At 67.2% G+C, this 18157-nt stretch carries 10 protein-coding genes and 1 pseudogene; 2 read left to right on the forward strand and 9 right to left on the reverse strand.

Annotation, left to right across the window (positions count from 1 at the left end; all coding sequences use genetic code 11):
- Positions 1-315: 315 nt before the first annotated feature.
- The 6 genes and pseudogenes from ACIRB7_RS22610 to ACIRB7_RS22635 form a co-directional block, all read right to left on the reverse strand.
- A complete protein-coding gene (locus ACIRB7_RS22610) occupies positions 316-1203 on the reverse strand; it encodes a tyrosine-type recombinase/integrase (protein WP_403601477.1) in 888 nt (295 codons plus the stop codon).
- A gap of 882 nt (positions 1204-2085) precedes the next feature.
- Positions 2086-2664, reverse strand: coding sequence for a hypothetical protein (locus tag ACIRB7_RS22615; RefSeq protein ID WP_403601480.1), 579 nt, complete (start codon positions 2662-2664; stop codon positions 2086-2088).
- The gene (locus ACIRB7_RS22620; RefSeq protein ID WP_403601839.1) at positions 2657-3196 is read right to left on the reverse strand and encodes a DNA/RNA non-specific endonuclease; all 540 of its coding nucleotides are present in this window, start codon (positions 3194-3196) and stop codon (positions 2657-2659) included. Before ACIRB7_RS22620 ends, ACIRB7_RS22615 begins: the two co-directional genes overlap by 8 nt.
- Before the next feature lie 291 nt (positions 3197-3487).
- Positions 3488-4054: pseudogene (locus ACIRB7_RS22625) on the reverse strand (RHS repeat-associated core domain-containing protein); the annotation flags it as partial.
- Positions 4055-4345: 291 nt separating this feature from the next.
- A complete protein-coding gene (locus tag ACIRB7_RS22630; protein WP_403601482.1) occupies positions 4346-4870 on the reverse strand; it encodes an SMI1/KNR4 family protein in 525 nt (174 codons plus the stop codon).
- 14 nt (positions 4871-4884) lie between these two features.
- The gene (locus ACIRB7_RS22635; RefSeq protein WP_403601484.1) at positions 4885-13572 is read right to left on the reverse strand and encodes a DNRLRE domain-containing protein; all 8688 of its coding nucleotides are present in this window, start codon (positions 13570-13572) and stop codon (positions 4885-4887) included.
- Positions 13573-13866: 294 nt separating this feature from the next.
- Between ACIRB7_RS22635 and ACIRB7_RS22640 the strand changes: the two genes are divergently transcribed.
- Positions 13867-14343, forward strand: coding sequence for an MmpS family transport accessory protein (locus ACIRB7_RS22640; protein ID WP_403601487.1), 477 nt, complete (start codon positions 13867-13869; stop codon positions 14341-14343).
- A 192-nt stretch (positions 14344-14535) separates the two neighbouring features.
- Here the strand turns inward: ACIRB7_RS22640 and ACIRB7_RS22645 are convergent, their stop codons facing one another.
- Positions 14536-15117 carry a L,D-transpeptidase family protein gene (locus tag ACIRB7_RS22645; RefSeq protein ID WP_403601490.1) on the reverse strand — a complete coding sequence of 194 codons (582 nt, stop codon included), beginning with the start codon at positions 15115-15117 and terminating at the stop codon, positions 14536-14538.
- A 171-nt stretch (positions 15118-15288) separates the two neighbouring features.
- Here ACIRB7_RS22645 and ACIRB7_RS22650 point away from each other — a divergent pair, with 171 nt between their 5' ends.
- A complete protein-coding gene (locus ACIRB7_RS22650; protein WP_403601492.1) occupies positions 15289-15531 on the forward strand; it encodes a hypothetical protein in 243 nt (80 codons plus the stop codon).
- A gap of 631 nt (positions 15532-16162) precedes the next feature.
- On the opposite strand, the gene ACIRB7_RS22655 is transcribed toward ACIRB7_RS22650, so the two are convergent.
- Positions 16163-17692 (reverse strand): UDP-N-acetylglucosamine 1-carboxyvinyltransferase, encoded by a 1530-nt coding sequence (locus ACIRB7_RS22655; RefSeq protein ID WP_351219747.1) that lies wholly within the window; start codon positions 17690-17692, stop codon positions 16163-16165.
- Between the two features lie 51 nt (positions 17693-17743).
- Positions 17744-18100: a VOC family protein gene (locus ACIRB7_RS22660; protein WP_403601496.1), complete on the reverse strand. Its 357-nt coding sequence runs from the start codon at positions 18098-18100 to the stop codon at positions 17744-17746.
- Between the last annotated feature and the right edge of the window lie 57 nt (positions 18101-18157).

The following is an 18157-nucleotide window of genomic DNA, read 5'->3' on the forward strand; positions in this document are numbered from 1 at the left end:
CCGTCGATCTGTCAGCCCAGGTAACCGTCACCGGAGACGCTGGCGACACCGTGTAGGAGCGTAAGTCGCCCGGTGCCGCTCCCCTTTTCTGCCGCGCGCACGGGATCTTGCTGGCCATGAACGGCAGGGTATGCGTCCTGCGACCGGCTTGATGCGCTCCTGGAGGCCGCCGCGTCGCCCTCGAGACCGACCGGGGCCCGGTCAGCTGGTCCCGTCCATGCTCATCACGCTCCCTGGCCAGCTCGTCAGCAGCGAGCGCGAAGCCTTCCACCCGTGGCAGAGCCGGAACCGCGAGGCCGCCGAGAAGGCCGCCGACTACGTCTCTCGGCTGGCGCGGCGGGCGGCGGTGTCGAACCCGCGGCGTAAGGAGTGGCCAGTCCACTGCCCCTCGAAGCCGGCGAGCATGGCAGCGCGGGTGACGGTGGCGGCCGCGACGGTAGGGGTGACGCGGCCGGACGGCGCCCTGACACTCAGGGCGTGATGGGTCATTGGAGGGGTGATGCGGTCGTGCCTATCGATACGGACGAACAGCGGCCCATCGGTGCGCCCCTTGGCGTTCAGCGCGGCGAGCAGCGCGCGGACGGCCCACACAGGGCAGGTGGCGGGGGTGGGGCCATAGGGCACAGCCACTTTCTCGTGCCGCTTGAGCGGGCGCCGGTAGAGGGTTACCAGGAGCCCTGCGTTGGTCTCCACCGCGTCGGCCTGGTCGAGCGAGACCAGCTCGGAGACGTGGGCGGTGCACGCGTAGCCAAGCAGCAGCAGCGCGGCGTCCCGCTTCCCAATGAGCGTGTCCTGGTCGAGGGTGGCGAGCATCTCGCGCAAGGCATCCGGGGCGGAGGGTCCGGCCCTAGGGGGGCGGGCGGCCCGGGCTTCGGCCCGGCCTTTGGCGGCGGTCAGGCGTTTACGGTAGCCGGACAGTACCTTGCGGGCGCCCTCGGTCTCAGGGGCGGGCAAAGCGTCCGCCCTGTGCGCAGCGCGGACGGCGGTCAGGATGCGATTGATGGACCCGAGGGCGAGCGGGCGGCCGGTCTGCGGCGACGGGGTTACGGTCAAGTGCGCCACGTACTCGGTGACAGTCTCCGGGGTAGCAGGCAGCGGCCGCCGACCGACGCTCGCGCACCAGGCAGTGAAGGCGGCCATGTCGGCGGAATACATCAGGCGGGTGGAGTCGGTCAGCTGTCGGCCGCTCTCGGCGGTCCCCACGGCTAGGTGCTGAGGGCCAGAGCCTGGGGCGCGGAGGCTTGTCACGATGCTCATCGTAGGGCGGCCCGACACCCCGCTGGCCCGGACGTCACGGCGGGTACTCCCACGAGGTGGGCGCAAACTCAGCCCGCGACACGGCACCCGTCTACGACAGAGGACCCGCGCCCGCGTGGTGCGGGTCCTCTTCTGCGTGGCTTGGTGGTCAGCCGGAGACTCTGATGCGCGGCCGGACTCAGGTTGCGTCGCGAGGCCGGAGAGGTCGGGCAGATGGCGGTTCGCCTCGTCGACCAGACGCGGTCGGCGTGACACGACCGACATCGGACGTTGCGAGGCCACTTCGGCGACAACCCTCCGTGAAGGCTGACGGGTGCTCAAGCTTCCCTGGCGTACCGTCAATCAATCAAGATCATCTTGCACGTGCGTTGCACAAGGTACTGAAATACAGCAGCGATCAGTGGAGTGCTGTGAAGGTAGGTATCCCCAGGTCAGATGGCATGTTGAGTGGTCGTGCCCCTTGCCCCTAAAGGGCACGACCCCGTGCCGGTCAGATGTCCCGGAAAAGACTCGGCAGCCCGATGAGCTGCACAGACTCGCGGCGTGAGGTAGCTGACCTGCGAAGATGACCTTTCCCTTCTTTCACCTTCGTGCCACTTGATGCCGCCGAAAGTCCCAGGAAAGTCCCAGAGGTGTCCCGCGCGGGTGATCCACACAGCTACAGGAAGGAACATGACGCCGCTCGGCGGGAGGTGTGGAGTGCCGCCGACCGGGACGAAGACCGACGTCGCTCTCCGTAGTTGCCCGCAAGGGACACCGCCGGGCACCTGTCGGTACCCGGCGGTGTGGTCCGGTCGGGTCGTCAGCCGACCGATCCGGTGAGGGTGGTCACGTCGCCCACGGGTCGAGCCCCTGCTCCAGCAGGCGCTCCTCTTCGCTCTCGCTCAGGAGGAGCGCGGGATGCCTGCCCCACAGGGAGAGGTCACTCAGGGGGTTGGCGGGGAACTCCGCCCGCAGGACGCGGACGAGGAACTCGACCATTCCGCAGTCGTGGCGCCGCCAGAGGCCCTTGCCCCGGTGGTACACGAGCACTGGCCACGCGGACGGGTCGTCGCCGGAGGCGTCCCAGCAGATGATGTCCGCCGCCGCGTCGGAACCCCAGGCGATGAGCCGCGGCTGCGCCCCCTCGAGTTCGGGCTCCTTTCCGAAGCTCGCCCAGGCGTCCTCGGCGGTGAGGGTCTCCACCAGCATGCCGCCGTAGGGCGACGTCAGCTCCTCCGCCTTCGGTTCGGGCACCTGGACCTGGAAGAAGTCGTCGATCGCTCCAGGTCCCCACACCTCCATGAACGCCCGGTAGTCGGGCGGGAACTCCGTACCCCACGACTCGCCCATGCGGACCCAGTCGACGGACGTGTCGGGTGCCGCCTTCGGCGGCATGAGCTGCCGCAGCGTCTCCAGATCAGTCATCGCGGTGCCTCCTTGTCCTTCCGGCCGGCGTCATCCCATCGATCCCGTCGGTACCTGCCGACCGGTGGCCGGGTCGTTGAACATGCCGAGGTTGCGGCCGGCCAGGGTGTTGGAAATGAAAGTGTTGATGGATATTCCAGCACTCCCGTCCGGGTTCGTCCCCTGTGCGTGGATGGCGAATCCGGCGGCCACTGTAGCGAGGGGTCACCGAGTAGTAGACGTCCTGTCCCGCCTGCACGGCCGCGGCGATGTCCGCCTCGTACTTGGCCATGTTGTTGTCGCCCTGCTGGGACCCGAGCTGCTTGGCGTTGGCTCCGCGGGCGCACGTGGCGAGATTCCGCGGGTCCGTGCCCGATCCGGTCAGCTGGTTGGCGAGGAGGTGGCAGGCGTTGATGTTCTCCCGGATCGGGCGCGCCCCGAGGAAGCCGGCGGTGCGCTGTGCCCACCGGTACCCCGGCGGCGTGAACACCCGGGTGTCCGTCTCCGAACCAGAGTGCGAGTCCACGTAGTCCTTGGTGAGGCAGGAGGTCATGCCGGTGGCGTGGCTGCCGTTCTTCTTGTCCACGTCGCCGTACTGGACCCAGCCGGACCCGCACTTGCTGCTGTCCTCGTCCTCGTCCTCGTCCTCGGGCGCGGGCCTGGGCTTCGGCTTGGGCTGCCTGGCCCGGTCGATCGCATCGTTGATGCCACGAGCGGTGGAGACCAGCGCGTCCCCGATGCTGTCCGCGAGGCTCGGCCGGCCCTGCTGCTCGGCGGTCACTTCGTCGGTGGCGACGATCACGGCTGCGACGACGGCGGCGACGGCGACGACGGCGAGAAGGGCGAGGTGCCCGTCGATCTCGACGTTGCTGATCGGGTTGCCGCCGGTGAAGGCGTAGCGGTTGCCGGTGAAGGGGTCGCTGCCGAGCCCCATGTCGGCGAGGGCGCCGTTGTACATGTCCCGGGTGGTGAAGCGGTTGAGCCCCGGGTCGTAGTCGCGGAAGCCCATGTCGTAGGTGCCGGACTGGGCGTCCCACCGCTTGGCGTTGTAGCGGTAGGAGTTGTACTCCTCCTTCGTCGGGTCGCCGACGTCGGGCTTGTCGATGCCGGCGAATTCGGATGTGTCGTTGCTGCCGTAGGCGGTGTAGCCGTAGGTGGCCTTGGTGTCGCCGTTCCTGTCGGTCAGCGTGTCGACATCGGTGTGACTGTTGTAGCCGTAGAAGCCGTCCTCCGTCGTCCCGTCGCCGTTGTGCTTGATCCGGGAGAGCCGCTCGCCCCACGGCGAGTACTGGTACGACTTGGTGAGCGTGCCCGCGACCTCCTCGTTCAGCACCTCGCCCGACAGGCCGAGGTACGTGCACTGGGTGGTCTTGCCGTCGGCCGTCTTCGACGTGGTGCGGTCCAGCGGGTCGTTCGACGGTAGACCTCGCCTCGGCAGCCGAGGGTCGGCTTCCCTCCGGACGCAGACGGGAAGCTTCGCGCTCCATCTCCGCGAAGACCGGCGGGGTGAAGCCCATGAAAAGCACGCGCCCTCGTGGCGGAGCACCGAAGGACGGCGCTCCGCCACGAGGGCTGGGTCGTGGCGCGTCACTGCCACGCGATGGGCTCGAGCTCTACGTGCCACTGAGCTTCCGGTACCCCTCCATGCCGCGGACCTGGCGGCGGTCCCCGGACGGAAGACTGATCGCACTCGCCTTTACAGCTATTCCTCCAACGGCTCGAACGAGGCCTCAGGAACGTGCCGGGCGATACCGAACGGAGCGAATTCCTCGTCCGTCAGGACTCGGGACAGGAACTCCGATGTCGACATCTCCAGCTCGTGCCAGGGCTCGTCGGTCGCCCGACGCGCCACGATCTTCCACGATTCCGGATTGTCCGACTGGACGAGCCAGTGGAATTCCGCCTCATCGGCTGTGTCCGCCCATTGGATCAGCCTGCCCTCGGGATAGACTCCGTAGGGCTCGTAAAGCCGGCGGGCGGTCGGCCTCCGGTCGAAGATGCTGTGCAGCCTTCGCAGATTTCCGGCCACTCCGGAGGAATCGCTTCCGGCGGAAGCCAGCATGCTGACGTATCCGGAGAACTCTCCACGGCCGAAGGTGGCGCACAACTCCTTGAAGTCGCCCGGTAGTTCGACACCCAGAGCTTCCTCCGCGACAGTCCAGGAAAGCTGGATCCCGCGCGGCTGCCACCCCGTGGCAGCGACGATTCTCTCAACCCAAAGGGTCATCGTCCCTCTTCCCGCTACGGCTCGTTGATCAAGGGGTAGTTCAGTGTATACCCCTTGCTACCGGCAGCGGTCAGAGTGAGACTCGTCGGAATGTTTCCGCCGTTTCCATAGTGCGGAATCACACTGTACAGAATCGTCTCATTCCCTTGAATGCGCTCGGCAATCTCGGACTCGATGTCCCGCATTTCAGGCGTATTGACCCGGGCGTAAAGGGGGACCAGGTTCCTCCGGTCCTCGCCGTCACCGCCCAGTTGACGCCCCAGGAGGTGCCCCCTGTGCATCCCCTTCTTCATGCCCTTCGGGTTGTCTCCGTAGTCCTCGACGGGGAAGGGCGCCTTGGATCCCCAGATCGCGGTGGCGTCATTGTCGGGGAAGGCGGTGTCTCCGTTGTCCTTCGTGTAGTTGAAGTCGCCCTTGTTGAGGCAGGCGTGCATGCCCGTGGCACGCCCCTGATCGTCCAGAGGCTGGTAGAAGACCCACGTCTGCCCACCGTTGAGACAGTTCGGGGGGAGGTCACCGGAACCGATGCTCGGATCCACCTCCACGTCTCCGTCGGGGGTGAGGAAACGGCCCTGGTCGTAGTTCTTCGCTGGGTACCAACGGGCCTCGGAGTCTCCGAAGATCTCGTCGACCGCCGTGTCCACGAGGTCACCGACCGGGTCGAAGTCGAACAGCAGACCCGATACGGAGCTGACCAGACCCACCGGGTTCCTCTTGCCGGCGAACTTCAGGACGTCCTTCGCGAGGTCCGTGATGGAGAAGTGGCCGTCGAACTCGACGAAACTGGTGGGGTTGCCCCCGGTGAAGGCGTACCGGTTTCCGGTGTACGGGTCCACGCCGAGGTTCATGTCGGCCAGAGCGCCGTTGTACATGTCCCGGGTGGTGAAGCGGTTGAGCCCTGGATTGTAGTCGCGGAAGCCCATGTCATAGGTGCCGGACTGGGCGTCCCACCGCTTGGCGTTGTAGCGGTACGGGTTGTACGTCTCCTTTGTGGGGTCGTTGGCGTCCGGCTTGTCGATGCCCGTGAACTCGGACTCGTCCTCGGAACCGTAGGCGGTGTAACCGTACGTGGCCTTGGTGTCGCCGCTGCTGTCCGTGAGGGTCTCGACGTCGGTGTGGCCGTTGTAGCCGTAGAAGCCGTCCTCGGTCGTGCCGTCGGCGTTGTGCTTGATCTGCGACAGGCGCTCGCCCCACGGGCTGTACTGGTACGACTTGGTCAGCTCGCCCGCGACCTTCTCGTCGAGGACCTCGCCGGAGAGGCCGAGGTACTCGAAGTCGGTGGTCTTGCCGTCCGCCGTCTTCGAAGCGGTACGGTCGAGCGGGTCGAAGGTGTACTTCGTCGACTTCAACACGCCGGCGTCGTCCGTCTTCTGGGACTCCACGACGTGGTCGAAACCGTCGTACACGCTCCGCTCGATGACCTTGCCGCCGGAGGTGACCGACTCCTGGCGCCCGAACGGGTCGTAGTTGTAGTCGGCCGTGACGCCGGACACCGTCGCGGTCAGCAGCCGGTTGCGGTCGTACCGGTAGCTGGTGGTGGTGCCCTTGACCGTCTGGCTGATGACGTTGGCGTTGTCGTCGTGGACGTACGTGTCCGTGCCGGCGCCGGTGCCCGTCTTCACCGACTTGGTCAGCCGGTTGGCCGGGTCGTAGGTGTAGGCGGTCTCGGAGTCGAGGTACGCCGCGTGGTCGTCGGCGTTCATCTTCTTCGCCACGTCCCGCGCCTTGTTGCCGTTGGCGTCGTAGGCGTAGGTGTGCGAGGCGACCAGGGTGGTGCCGTCGGTCTTCTTCTCCGTCGTCGACTTCAGGCTGCCGTCGAGGAAGTAGGTGTGATCGACGGTGTTGCCGTTGGCCTTCGTCTCCCTGAGCTTCTGGCCACGGTCGGTGTACGTGTACGAGGTGACCTTGGGGTCGGTGTCCGTCGCGGACTTGCCCACCGAGACCGTCTTGACCAGTTCCCTGAGGTCGTACGTGTACGCGGAGAACTGACTCGGGTGGGTGACCGTCTCCGACTGGCCGTTGGCGTCGTACGTGTACGACGTGGACTTCTTCTCCGTGCCCGCCAGCGCCTCCGTCACCTTCTGGACCTGGTTGAGGCTCGTGTAGGCGACCGTGTAGGCGTCGATCCGCGAACCGGACGACGTGTCGTCGATGGACGTGAGGTTGCCGTTGACGTCGTACGCGTAGGTGAAGGTCCTCTTCTCCTGGTCGGTCTCGGTGGAGTTGTCACGGACGAGCTTCACGCCGTCGGCCGTGACGGCACCGGACTGGCTCTGGAACAGCCGCAGTCCGGCGGCGTTGCCCTGCTGGAAGTCGTACGAGCCCAGCGAGACCCACGTGCCGCCGCCGCTGTTCTGGGCGATGGTCTTGTCCGTGCTGCCACCGGCGTGCGTGACCTTGTACTTCGCGTCCGCGGCCGCGCCCGTGTTCGCGGGGTACTTCACGTAGACGGCGTAGGTGCCGGCCGTCGGGATGTTGAGGGTCCAGGTGAAGGAGTCGGTGCCCGTGCCGGCGGCGTGGACCTGGTGGTCGTAGCCGTGTTGGCCTGCCTGGTCCCCTGTCGTCCAGGTACCCGTGGAGGAGGTGTTCTGGGCGTCGGAGTTGTCGACCAGGACCACGTCCTTGCCCACGGGAACACCGTCGTCGGAACGGGACTTGAGCTTGCCGTCGGGGTAGTACGACCACGTCATCGTGCGGTTCGACGAACCGCCGGCCGACGTCAGCGTCCTGGCCGTCTGCTGACCCATGACGTTGTAGTCGTAGGTGGTGCTGATGTCCCACGGGTCGGTGGAACCCTTCACCCAGCCGTTGTCGAAGTAGTCGTAGGACGCGGTGTTGCGGACCGTCTGCCCCTCCGAGGGCGGCATCGTGGTCTTCGCCACCCGGCCTACCTCGTCGTACACGGTCTCGGTGTAGACGTTCGGGTCATTGTGGCGGGTGTCCGCCGGGTCGTACGGCTGGTACTGCCGCTTGGGCCGGTTCAGCGCGTCGTACTCGGTGCGGGACGTGAACGCCGTGGTCGTCCCGGCCTCGACCGCCCGGGGTGTGATCACCTTGATGGTGTTGCCGACCTGGTCGTATTCGTACCGGGTCGTGCGGTAGGTGATGTCCGTGGTACCGCTGCGCGGGACCTTGACCTCGGTCTGCTTGCCGCGCTCGTCGTAGCCGATGAGCGTGCTGTTGTTCTCCGCGTCCGTCGTCGACGTGACCAGCGAGTCCTTGTCGTAGGTCCGCTTGGTGGTCTTGCCAGCGGCGTCCGTGACCGTCGTGACCCGGTGGTTCAGGTCGTAGGTGGTCTTGGTGGTGTAGTCGGTCGTGTCGGCGGTGGCGTTCTTCTTCGGGTCGATGACCTTGGTCGCGTTGCCGACGTCGTCGTACTCGTAGCTGACCTTGTGTCCCTCGGCATTGACGACGGAGGTCAGCTGGTAGATCTCGTCATAATGGTTCGTCGTGACGTAGTCCGTGGCGTCGGCGGTGGTGGCGACGCCCTTCGGCTCGGTCGTGGTCCTGAGGTTGCCGACCTTGTCGTAGGTGTAGGTCGACTTCCGCTCGCCCGAGGTGGCCGTGTCCTTCGGCCCGGTGGCCGAGACGATCTGGTCCGCCTTGTCGTAGACGGCCGAGGAGACCGCCCCATTGGGCGCCGTGGACGTCGTGACGTTGTCGTTGGCGTCGTACTGGGGCGCCGTCGTGGTGATCACGTCGCCCGACGCCTGGTCCTTGGGGATCACCCGGACCAGCGGACGACCGAAGGTGTCGTACGTCTGCGTGGTCCTCTTGCCGAGGGCGTCGACGACTTCGGTGACCTGGCCGCGCGCGTCGTAGACGAACGTCGTGGACTTGTTCAGCGCGTCGGTGATGGTGGCCGGGTAACCGGTGGGGCCGAAGTCGCTGTTGGTGGTCGGGTTGCCGTTGGCGTCGGTCGACTTGGTCAGCTGACCGTACGCGTCGTACTCGTACGACGTGGTGTAGTCACCGGCCGTCGTGGTGGCGACGCCCTTGGGGTCGGTGACCGTCTTCAGATTACCGAAGCCGTCGTACCCGAACTGCCAGGCGCGTCCTTCGGGTGAGATCTTGCGCCACAGGTCGGCGGAGTAGCCGTCGAGACGGGTCTGGTACTCGAACTTGGCCGCGTCGGCCGGGTAGGAACCGGGCGCGCATTCCGCGGCCGCGGGCACGCCGGCCTTGTTGTGCTCGGCGTCACGCGACCAGAGGATGTAGCCGGTCTTCTGGTCGTAGCAGTAGGCGGTCTTGGCGCCGTTCGGCTCCTCCGCGTACGTGACGTTGTTGTCGGCGTCCCACGACATCTTCGTGGTCTGCGACTTGGCGTTGGTCGTCTGGACCGGGCGGCCGAAGTCGTCCGTCACGTAGTCCGTGGCACGGGACTCGGCGTCGGTGACCTTCGTGTCCGTGAACTTCGTGTTCGCGGCGTTCACCGCGTACGTGAAGCCCGTGGCGCCGTTCAGACGGTCGGTGATCGTCTGCGTCCGCCAGTGGTACTTCGGGTCGTCGCCCTCCTTCGGGAAGTAGTACCCGAGGGAGGTGGCGTTGCCGCGCGGGTCGGTGGCCTTGACCAGCTTGACGTTCTTGTTCCCCTGGGTGGCGTCGTAGGTGAACTTGAAGTCCTTGGGCTGGGTGGAGCCGGCGCCGTCGGTGATCTGTCCGAGCAGGCCCTTGGCGGTGTAGTAGAAGGAGATCTTGCGGTCGGAGATGTCCGTCATGGACTTCACGTGGTCGTAGATCTTGGTGTTGGTCAGGTTCGAGCCCGTGACCTTCGCGCCCAGGTCGTTGATGTACTCGTAGGACGCGTCACCCTTCTTGAAGTAGTCGACGGTGAGCGTCTGGCGGCCGGCCGGGTCCGTGATGTAGAGCAGGAACTTGGTCGGCTTGTTGTTGGACTTGCGCTCTTCGTAGGTGAACGTCTGGGTGTTGCCGTTCTTGTCCACCGTCGAGGTCATGTAGCCGTCGCAGCCGAACAGGAACCGGGTGCCGTCCGGGCGCGTGAGCGTCCAGGCGTCGGGGACCGGGTCCTTGGTCGGCTTGCAGTCCAGGCCGGCCTTCATGGTGACCTTGTAGTGGACGCCGGCCGGGGCCTTCCACGTGCCGTCCGGCTGCTTGCGGAAGACGTGCGTGGTGCCGTCGCCGTCCGGGAGGCGGATCTCGGTCGGGTTCGGGTTGGGGTGGAAGTCCAGCGGCGCACCCAGCCGGATCGGTCCCGCTGCCTGCATCGACCAGCCGTGGCCGGCGACCGTGTCCGAGGTGTCCTGGCTGTTGTACGCGAACCTGGCGAAGGTGCTGAGCCCGCGTCCGGGGTTGCTGAAGGCGTTGTACTGCCAGACGCTGTTGCCGGAGGCCAGGTTGTTCATGACCGTGGACCCGGCGCCGGTGTTCTTGCCGGTGTAGCTGTAGAACTTCTCCAGGCCGAGGCTGTTGGAGGTCGGGTCCTCGACCGCCACGTTCTGCTTCAGCGACGGGATGCCGCCCGTACCGGCGGAGAGCCAGGTGCCGTCGGCGATCTTGCGGACGTCCCAGCCGAGCACGTACTCGTTGCGCTTGTTGCCCGAGTCCGAGTTGATCGGGGTGGCGACCTTGGCCTGGATGGTGGCGGACTTGCCCGGCAGCAGGGCCGGGATCGCGGTGGACAGCTGGTTGCCGCCCGTCGTCACGTCCGTGCCGTCGGGCAGCTTCCAGGTGTACGACAGCTGCCGCTCACCGGCCGCCCACGCCGTCGCCGTGGTGTTGGTGACCGTGAACTCCACCGTGTACTGCGAGTTCGGCGTCATCCGGGCCGGGGTGGTCGGCGCGTAGTACGTGTCCTCGGTGGTCGCGTCGACGTAGATGACCTGCATGTACGGCCGCAGCTGCGGGTCCGAGGCTTCGGACGACAGGAACAGGGTGCGTTCCTGCGGGCCGGTGGTGGACTCGTCCTTCAGCTTGACCAGGACGCCCTTGTTGGTGGCGGGGGTCTTGACCCAGGACTGCATGAGGCCGGTGGCGTCCCACCAGTGGCGGCCGACCTCGTCGGTGATCTGCGGGACGGTGTCGGAGACGGTGGCGGAGAAGTCACCGCCGGCGGTGGTCCACGGGGTGGTGGAGTTGGCGTTGTTCCACGTGGCCTGGGTCTCGGTGAAGTCCCGGGTCAGGGAATGGAGTTCGTAGATGGCGCCGTTGGTGGTGCTGGTGGTCTCCGCGCCCCACATGTACATCTTGTTCTCCAGCACCGTGGCGGTGGTGGGGATGGATGTGGTGGGGAACTTCAGGGCGGCGCGGGTCTTGCCGTAGGTGCCGGAGTTGTTGCCGACGCTCAGCCACGTCTGGGCCTTGCCGGAGACCATGCCGTCGTGGTTGACGGTCGGCTGCTGCGAGGAGAGCGTGGTGTCGACCTGGCCCGCCTGGATGATCCTCATCGTCCGGCCGGCCTTGGGGATGCCCACGATCCGGGTCGGGGACCCCAGGAGCTGACCGTTCTTCGTCTTGACCGCGAGCTGGTAGTAGTACGACTTACCGATCTCGCTGGAGGAGGAATCCGGAGTCGGCACCGCCGTGGTGTCCGTGTACGCCGTGGTGCCTGTCGGGATCGGGGCGATCAGCGTCGCGGCGGACGGGGTGAAGACCTGCTGCGTGGAGCGGTGCAGCTGGTATTCCACGATGTCCAGACCGGTGTCACCGCTGCCGTTGGCGTACGCCGGCCACGAGAGCTCCGGACCGGTGGAGTGGACCACGGTCGGCGAGTTCAGCGAGGTGCCGACGGCCCCGTAGGTCACCGTCAGGCGCGGGTAGGTGGACGTCTCGCCGCCGTAGGCGTTGCCGTCGGCGGCCTCGTAGCGCGGGCCGCCCTGCGGGGCGGTGGCCGTCTCGTCCTTGGCCTTGAGCACGAAGCCGTGATTGACGGCCGTACCGGAGACCCACTTCTGGACCGTGTCGGCGACCGGGAAGTCGTGCCACTTGTTGTAGTCCCAGGCCACCTTGGTGATCTCGGCGGGGTTCACGAGCCGCACCGAGTCGGCCAGCGTACGGGTCGTGGCCGAGCCCGTGTCACCCAGGACGATCTTGCCGGCGGTGCCCTTGGCGAAGCTCAGCTCCGCCGCGTCCAGGGTCTTCCAGACGCCGCCGGTGCCGGTCTGGTTGACCGTGTAGTTCTTGGTGCCGCCGTTGTGGGTGACCGTGTACGGGGCGGCCGTGGCCGCGTCCGACGCCGCCGGATAGTGCACGTCCACCCGGTAGGTGTCGGTCTCCGGGACCCTCGGCTGCCAGGCGTACGACTCGCCCGTGAGCGCGTTCTTGTTGGAGGCGTAGTCGTCGTTGGTCGCCGCACCGCCCGTGGTCGTGCCGCGCGGCCACTCGCCGACCGCCGCCGTACCGGCGTCACCGTCGTCCAGGGACACGGTGGTGCCGGACAGTTCACCCACAAGCGCGCTGGTGTTGGACCAGGTCGCGGGCGTCGCACCCGCCTCGCTCCACGCCCCGGTGGCCCGGCGCGCCTCAAGAGCGACGGCATTGCCGTTGGTGGTGTGTGACTGGTCGTAGTACAGACTCAGCCGGGCCGCGTCGACCTTCACTCCCGCCGGGATCTCGCTCAGCGGGAACTTGATCAGGGAACGGGCGATGCCGGTGTCCGTCTTGCCGACCGACAGCTTCCAGGTGTTGTTGAAGTTCACCGCCGGCTGGTCCGACAGGACCATCGTGTCCTCGGAGGCCGAGGCGATCGGGGTGATCGTGATCGTCGGGTCGATGACGACCGGGTACTGGCGCTCCTTCGCCGCGAGCCACTTGGCGTCCGGGGTGACGGTCAGCTTCCAGCCCTTGCCGTCCGTGTCACGGCTCAGCTTCTGGGTGACCTGGGTGCTGTACGTGCCGCCCGTGACCGACTGCGGATCCTTCTTGGCGTCCGTCATGTACGGAGCCGGGATCACCATCACCGGCGTGCCCGGGGCCTCGCCGAAGAAGGCGATCGAGCCGTCCTTGCGGGTCTGCGGCGTCAGACCGCCCTCGGTGTCCAGGGTGAAGGTGAACGACACCGGCCCGGCCGGGCGTTCGGTGAGGACGATGTCCTCCTTCACCTGGCCGTTCCCGATCCGGTACGACAGGTCCGCGCCGGAGACGGCGTCCTTGTAGAGGACCCGGTCGCCGTTCGCCTCCGGCTTGAGCGTGCCGGCGCCGGCCAGACCGAAGGTGACCGCCCCGCCGCTCTCCGCCTCGAAGCGCATGAACTTCTTCGCGTCGGAGCCGAACCAGCTCTTGCCGGCGTTCGCCGTGTTGGCGAAGTCGAAGCCCTTGTCGCGGGTGGCGCGCACGGTGGTCTCGACCGGCTTCCAGGACGTCCCGGACCGGTACGAGGTCGGCACCGCCGTCAGCTCGGCCTCGATCCGGCCGTCCGAGAGCTGCCAGTAGCGCGCCTGCGAGGTGCGCTTGTCCGTCAGCTCCTTGACCCGCTTCGCCTTCGGGAGCTTCTCGCCCTTGGGCAGCTTCTCCCGGCTGGGTATCTCCAGCGCCCCGCCGACCGGGGGCTTCTTCGCCTCCTCGCCGTCGTCCTGGAACCATCCCGCGACGGTGTCGAAGACACTGGTGTCGTCACCCGCGGGCGACGAAGGTGGGGCCGCATAGGCGACCTGGGGCAGTAGCGTGCCCGCCACCGCCGACACGACCAGACAGGAGATGAATCTCCTGCGTGGAAATTTCACCACGATACCTTTCGGTATCGGCATACCCGCGCCGCTGTACGCGAAATGGGCACGCCGAACGAGCCGCAGCGAATGTTTCCGCCCGGCTTGAAGCAATGCGAGATGACCGCGAGAAGCAGAAAAACGCGAGCTCGCGGAGTCGCAGGGGGCTTTCTAACCAGCCTTCTGACGCCAAGTCAACCCTGGTGACATACCGGACAATCGCATGCTCGGGAGAGGCGTCATTCGCCCGATTCTTCCGCTCACTCGCACCTCACCGATGGAATGGTGTATAACCGCCCGGTTCATCTGTCGGTCCATCGAAAGCCGGGCTCTTCCATGTCATCCAGCGAAATCGCGGCAAACACCGCACAGCAGGAGAGCGAACACGAGGGCACCGAGGGCTCGCCGGACCGGCGGGGGTTGCTGGTCGCCGGGATCGTCCTGCTCGCCTGCCTCGGGCTCGTCGGCTACGGCGTACTCGACACCGATGAGCAGCCGAAGCCGCAGGCCGCACCGACGGCCGAGGTGACGTACGAGGTCACGGGGACGGGAACCGCCGAGATCTCCTACCTCGCCCGCAGCGAGGACGGCACGGCCACGGTCGAGAAGGGCGTCACGCTTCCCTGGAAGAAGTCCGTCCGGGCACCCCTCGGCAAGACCCCGACCGTCGCTGTCGTCCTCGACGGAAAGGGCGGCCAGGCGGCCTGCACACTGGCGATCCGCGGCAAGCACGTCCAGCGAGCCACCGCCACGGGCGAGTTCGGGCGCGCCACGTGTTCGGGCGAGCTGCTTTCCGGTGTCGGCGAGGGGTGACGCGTCACTTTTCGGAACACTTGCTGTCTGGTTTACGTGCTTGGGCGTGCTGGAGCGGGCGCGTCGTGTATAACCGCTGCGCCGTGGCGGGAATACGGGACCGAACTCCGTTAATTCAAAGAGCGATGGAAACACGCCAGCGGCCGGGCCCCTTCCGCAAGGTCCCGGCCGCTTGGCGTCTCACGGCGTGGCTCAGCCGATCGCTATCCGCGGGTTCGCCGACGGCTCGACCCAGCCCATGAACCGGTCCATCGTCGCCCGCGGCACCGACACACAGCCGGCCGTCGCACTGTTGCCGTTGACGTGCAGGAAGATCCCCGCACCGCGGCCGGGCACGGCGGGCCACCGGTTGAAGTCGATGACCAGTGCCTTGGCGTACTGCGCCGGGTAGTTGACCAGATGCTCGCTGCCGCGCTCTCCGGACTCGGTGAGCGGAAAGTCCGCGCCCTCCGCCGTGTGCATCTGGTTGTAGAACTTCGACTCAGGGTCCCGCACCCACCAGTGACGGTCGTCGACCTTGGTGTACGGCATGGCGGTCCCACTGGACTCGACACCGAAGCCCTCGGTGATCGTGTACGGGCCCGAAGGCGTGGTGTACGTGCTCTGCCGGCGGGTCGAGCCGTCCACGACACCGTTGGAACCGACGCGTCCGGCGCTGGTGGAGAACTGCGCCTTCCAGCCGGAGGAGCCCTTCTGCCACGCGGTGACGGTGGCGTACGAGCCGCCGGCCTTGACCGTGATGACCTGCGTGGCGTTGCCGATGTCCACGGGCACGGGGAAATCCGGCGCCGCGGCGGGCGCGGACGTCGGCTCCCCCGACCCGCCACCGACCGTGGTACCCCCGGGCTTCGTCGTTGGAGTCGTGCTTCCGGACGGCTTGGCAGAGGCGGACCGGGACGCGGAGGACGACACGGACGGGGATGCGGGGGTGAGGGTGACGCCGAGGTGGAAGCTGATGCGGAGGGCGACGTCGAGGCGGAGGGCGAGGCCGAGGCGGAGGGCGAGGCGGTCGGACTCGCCGGAGCTGAGCTTGCCCCCGCCGTACGGTCGCTCAGGTCGGCACCGGGCGCGACAGAGACCGCAGAACCGGCGGGCTCCTTCTGGTCGCCACAGGCCGATACGAGAGTCATCGCCCCGATGACGGCCAGCACGGACGCGTACCTATGGGAAGAGCACAGCACGAAGTGATTCCCCGGTTCGTCGACACAGCGCGGCGCACACCGCCACGCATCAAGGCGGCCCGGTTATACAAGATCCTCGGCCACCGACACCAGGCGGCGGACATTGCGGACACGCCTCACGTCCTCTGGCACAGCCACCCGGAGCCGCTTCCGAGCCGTGAGCCCCCCGCACCCGCGAACCGCGTCCCCTGATGATTCATCCCCTCGTACGTGTGACTCCCCATGTCGGACGATCCCGTCAGCCCTTGACCTTTGATCCTGGACAAACGAGATGTGGAGAACCCGGCGTCGAGCCGGCCTAACGAACCGGGAGGTCTCCCGCGACCGTTCGTTGTCGCCGCGTCAAAGGGGCGGTGCGGTTGCGGAGGGTGCAGCAGGATCATGCCGGGCATCGGCAGGCCCCTCGCGGTCGTACGGGGTGCTGGAGCGGTTCGGTGATCCAGTCACATGCCCGCGAGTGTCGTCGTGCGGTGTCGGCGCAACGTTGGAGCGGGCGGCTCTTCATCAGGTTGGCGGCCCCGTAGTGTCCCAACTCGGGACCAAAGTCCCAGAGAAGTCCCACGAGGCGCGCCACACCTCCCGTCGTTGTCCATTGCCGCAGGTCAGAATGGCTGCGTCGGCCATTTTCTGACGGTTTGTTAGATGTCCCGGAAGATCTCGATCTGCGCGCCGATCGAGTTCAGTCGCTCCGCCAGGTCCTCGTAACCCCGGTTGATGACGTACACGTTCCGCAGGACCGATGTGCCCTCCGCCGCCATCATTGCGAGCAGGACGACCACCGCGGGGCGCAGGGCCGGGGGGCACATCATTTCGGCGGCGCGCCAGCGGGTGGGGCCCTCCACCAGGACGCGGTGGGGGTCGAGGAGCTGGAGGCGGCCGCCGAGGCGGTTGAGGTCCGTGAGGTAGATCGCGCGGTTGTCGTAGACCCAGTCGTGGATGAGGGTCTTGCCCTGGGCCGTCGCCGCGATGGCGGCGAAGAAGGGGACGTTGTCGATGTTCAGGCCGGGGAACGGCATCGGGTGGATCTTGTCGATCGGCGCCTCCAGCTTGGAGGGGCGGACCGTGAGGTCGACCAGGCGCGTGCGGCCGTTGTCCGCCGCGTACTCGGCCGAGCGGTCGTGGTCGAGGCCCATCTCCTCCAGGACCGCCAGCTCGATCTCCATGAACTCGATCGGGACCCGGCGGATCGTCAGTTCCGACTCGGTGACCACTGCCGCCGCCAGGAGGCTCATCGCCTCTACCGGGTCCTCCGACGGGGAGTAGTCGACGTCCACGTCGATCTGCGGCACGCCGTGCACGGTCAGGGTGGTGGTGCCGATGCCGTCGACCCGTACGCCGAGCGCCTCCAGGAAGAAGCACAGGTCCTGGACCATGTAGTTGGAGGAGGCGTTGCGGATGACGGTCGCGCCGTCGTGCCGGGCGGCGGCGAGCAGCGCGTTCTCGGTGACGGTGTCGCCGCGCTCGGTCAGCACGATCGGGCGGCCGGGGGAGACCGAGCGCTCGACCTGGGCGTGGTAGATGCCCTCGGTGGCCGTGACGTCGAGACCGAAGCGGCGCAGCGCGATCATGTGCGGCTCGATCGTGCGCGTACCGAGGTCGCAGCCTCCGGCGTACGGCAGCTTGAAGCGGTCCATGCGGTGCAGCAGCGGGCCGAGGAACATGATGATCGAGCGGGTGCGGATCGCGGCCTCGGCGTCGATCGAGTCCATGTCCAGCTCGGCCGGCGGCACGATCTCCAGGTCGACGCCGTCGTTGATCCAGCGGGTGCGCACCCCGATGGAGTTGAGCACCTCCAGGAGCCGGAAGACCTCCTCGATGCGGGCGACCCGGCGCAGGACCGTGCGGCCCTTGTTGAGGAGGGAGGCGCAGAGCAGCGCGACGCAGGCGTTCTTGCTCGTCTTGACGTCGATGGAGCCGGAGAGTCGGCGCCGGCCGACGACCCTGAGGTGCATGGGTCCCGCATACCCCAGGGACACGATTTCACTGTCGAGGGCCTCGCCGATCCGGGCGATCATCTCAAGACTGATGTTCTGGTTGCCGCGCTCGATCCGGTTGACGGCGCTCTGGCTCGTGGCCAGTGCCTCGGCGAGCTGCGTCTGCGTCCAGCCACGGTGCTGCCGGGCGTCACGGATGAGCTTGCCGATGCGTACGAGGTAGTCGTCTGCCATGGCTTCACGTTATCTCAGATATGAGATGCCGCTGATCATCGGGGTAGGCCGTCAGGGTGACAGGCCGTGCGCGGTGGGGTGACGCGGCTCGTACAGGGGGAGTTCGGTGCCGCTCGGCAGCCGTACGGCGGCGAGCAGACCCCAGCCCTGGTCGGTGATGGCGCGTGAGATCTCGGCGCCCCGGTCCTCGAGGGCCGTCAGGGTCTGTGTGAGGTCCTCGCACATGAGGTACACCTCGTGCTTCGGCTCGTCCTTCGTGGGATGCACCGCGACCTCGGCGGGCGGCAGCTTGAAGATGAGCCAGCCGCCCCCGGCGTCCACGTGCTCGAAGCCGAAGACGTCCTTGAGGAAGGCTCGGTCGGCCTCCGCGTCCCGGGTGTACAGAATCACATGCGCGCCGCTGAACATGCTCCGATCCTCGGCCCCCTGTGGGGCGTCGGCAATCGCACCGCGCCCGTACGGGGG

The organism is Streptomyces sp. NPDC093795 (assembly GCF_044764665.1).
Classification (GTDB): Bacteria; Actinomycetota; Actinomycetes; order Streptomycetales; family Streptomycetaceae; genus Streptomyces.

Excerpts from the sequence above, each read along its gene's own strand:
- ACIRB7_RS22640 (WP_403601487.1), top strand. The coding sequence starts at position 13,867 with ATGTCATCCAGCGAAATCGCGGCAAACACCGCACAGCAGGAGAGCGAA.
- ACIRB7_RS22655 (WP_351219747.1), bottom strand. The coding sequence starts at position 17,692 with ATGGCAGACGACTACCTCGTACGCATCGGCAAGCTCATCCGTGACGCC.
- ACIRB7_RS22630 (WP_403601482.1), bottom strand. The coding sequence starts at position 4,870 with ATGACCCTTTGGGTTGAGAGAATCGTCGCTGCCACGGGGTGGCAGCCG.
- ACIRB7_RS22660 (WP_403601496.1), bottom strand. The coding sequence starts at position 18,100 with ATGTTCAGCGGCGCGCATGTGATTCTGTACACCCGGGACGCGGAGGCC.
- ACIRB7_RS22615 (WP_403601480.1), bottom strand. The coding sequence starts at position 2,664 with ATGACTGATCTGGAGACGCTGCGGCAGCTCATGCCGCCGAAGGCGGCA.
- ACIRB7_RS22635 (WP_403601484.1), bottom strand. The coding sequence starts at position 13,572 with ATGCCGATACCGAAAGGTATCGTGGTGAAATTTCCACGCAGGAGATTC.
- ACIRB7_RS22620 (WP_403601839.1), bottom strand. The coding sequence starts at position 3,196 with ATGACCTCCTGCCTCACCAAGGACTACGTGGACTCGCACTCTGGTTCG.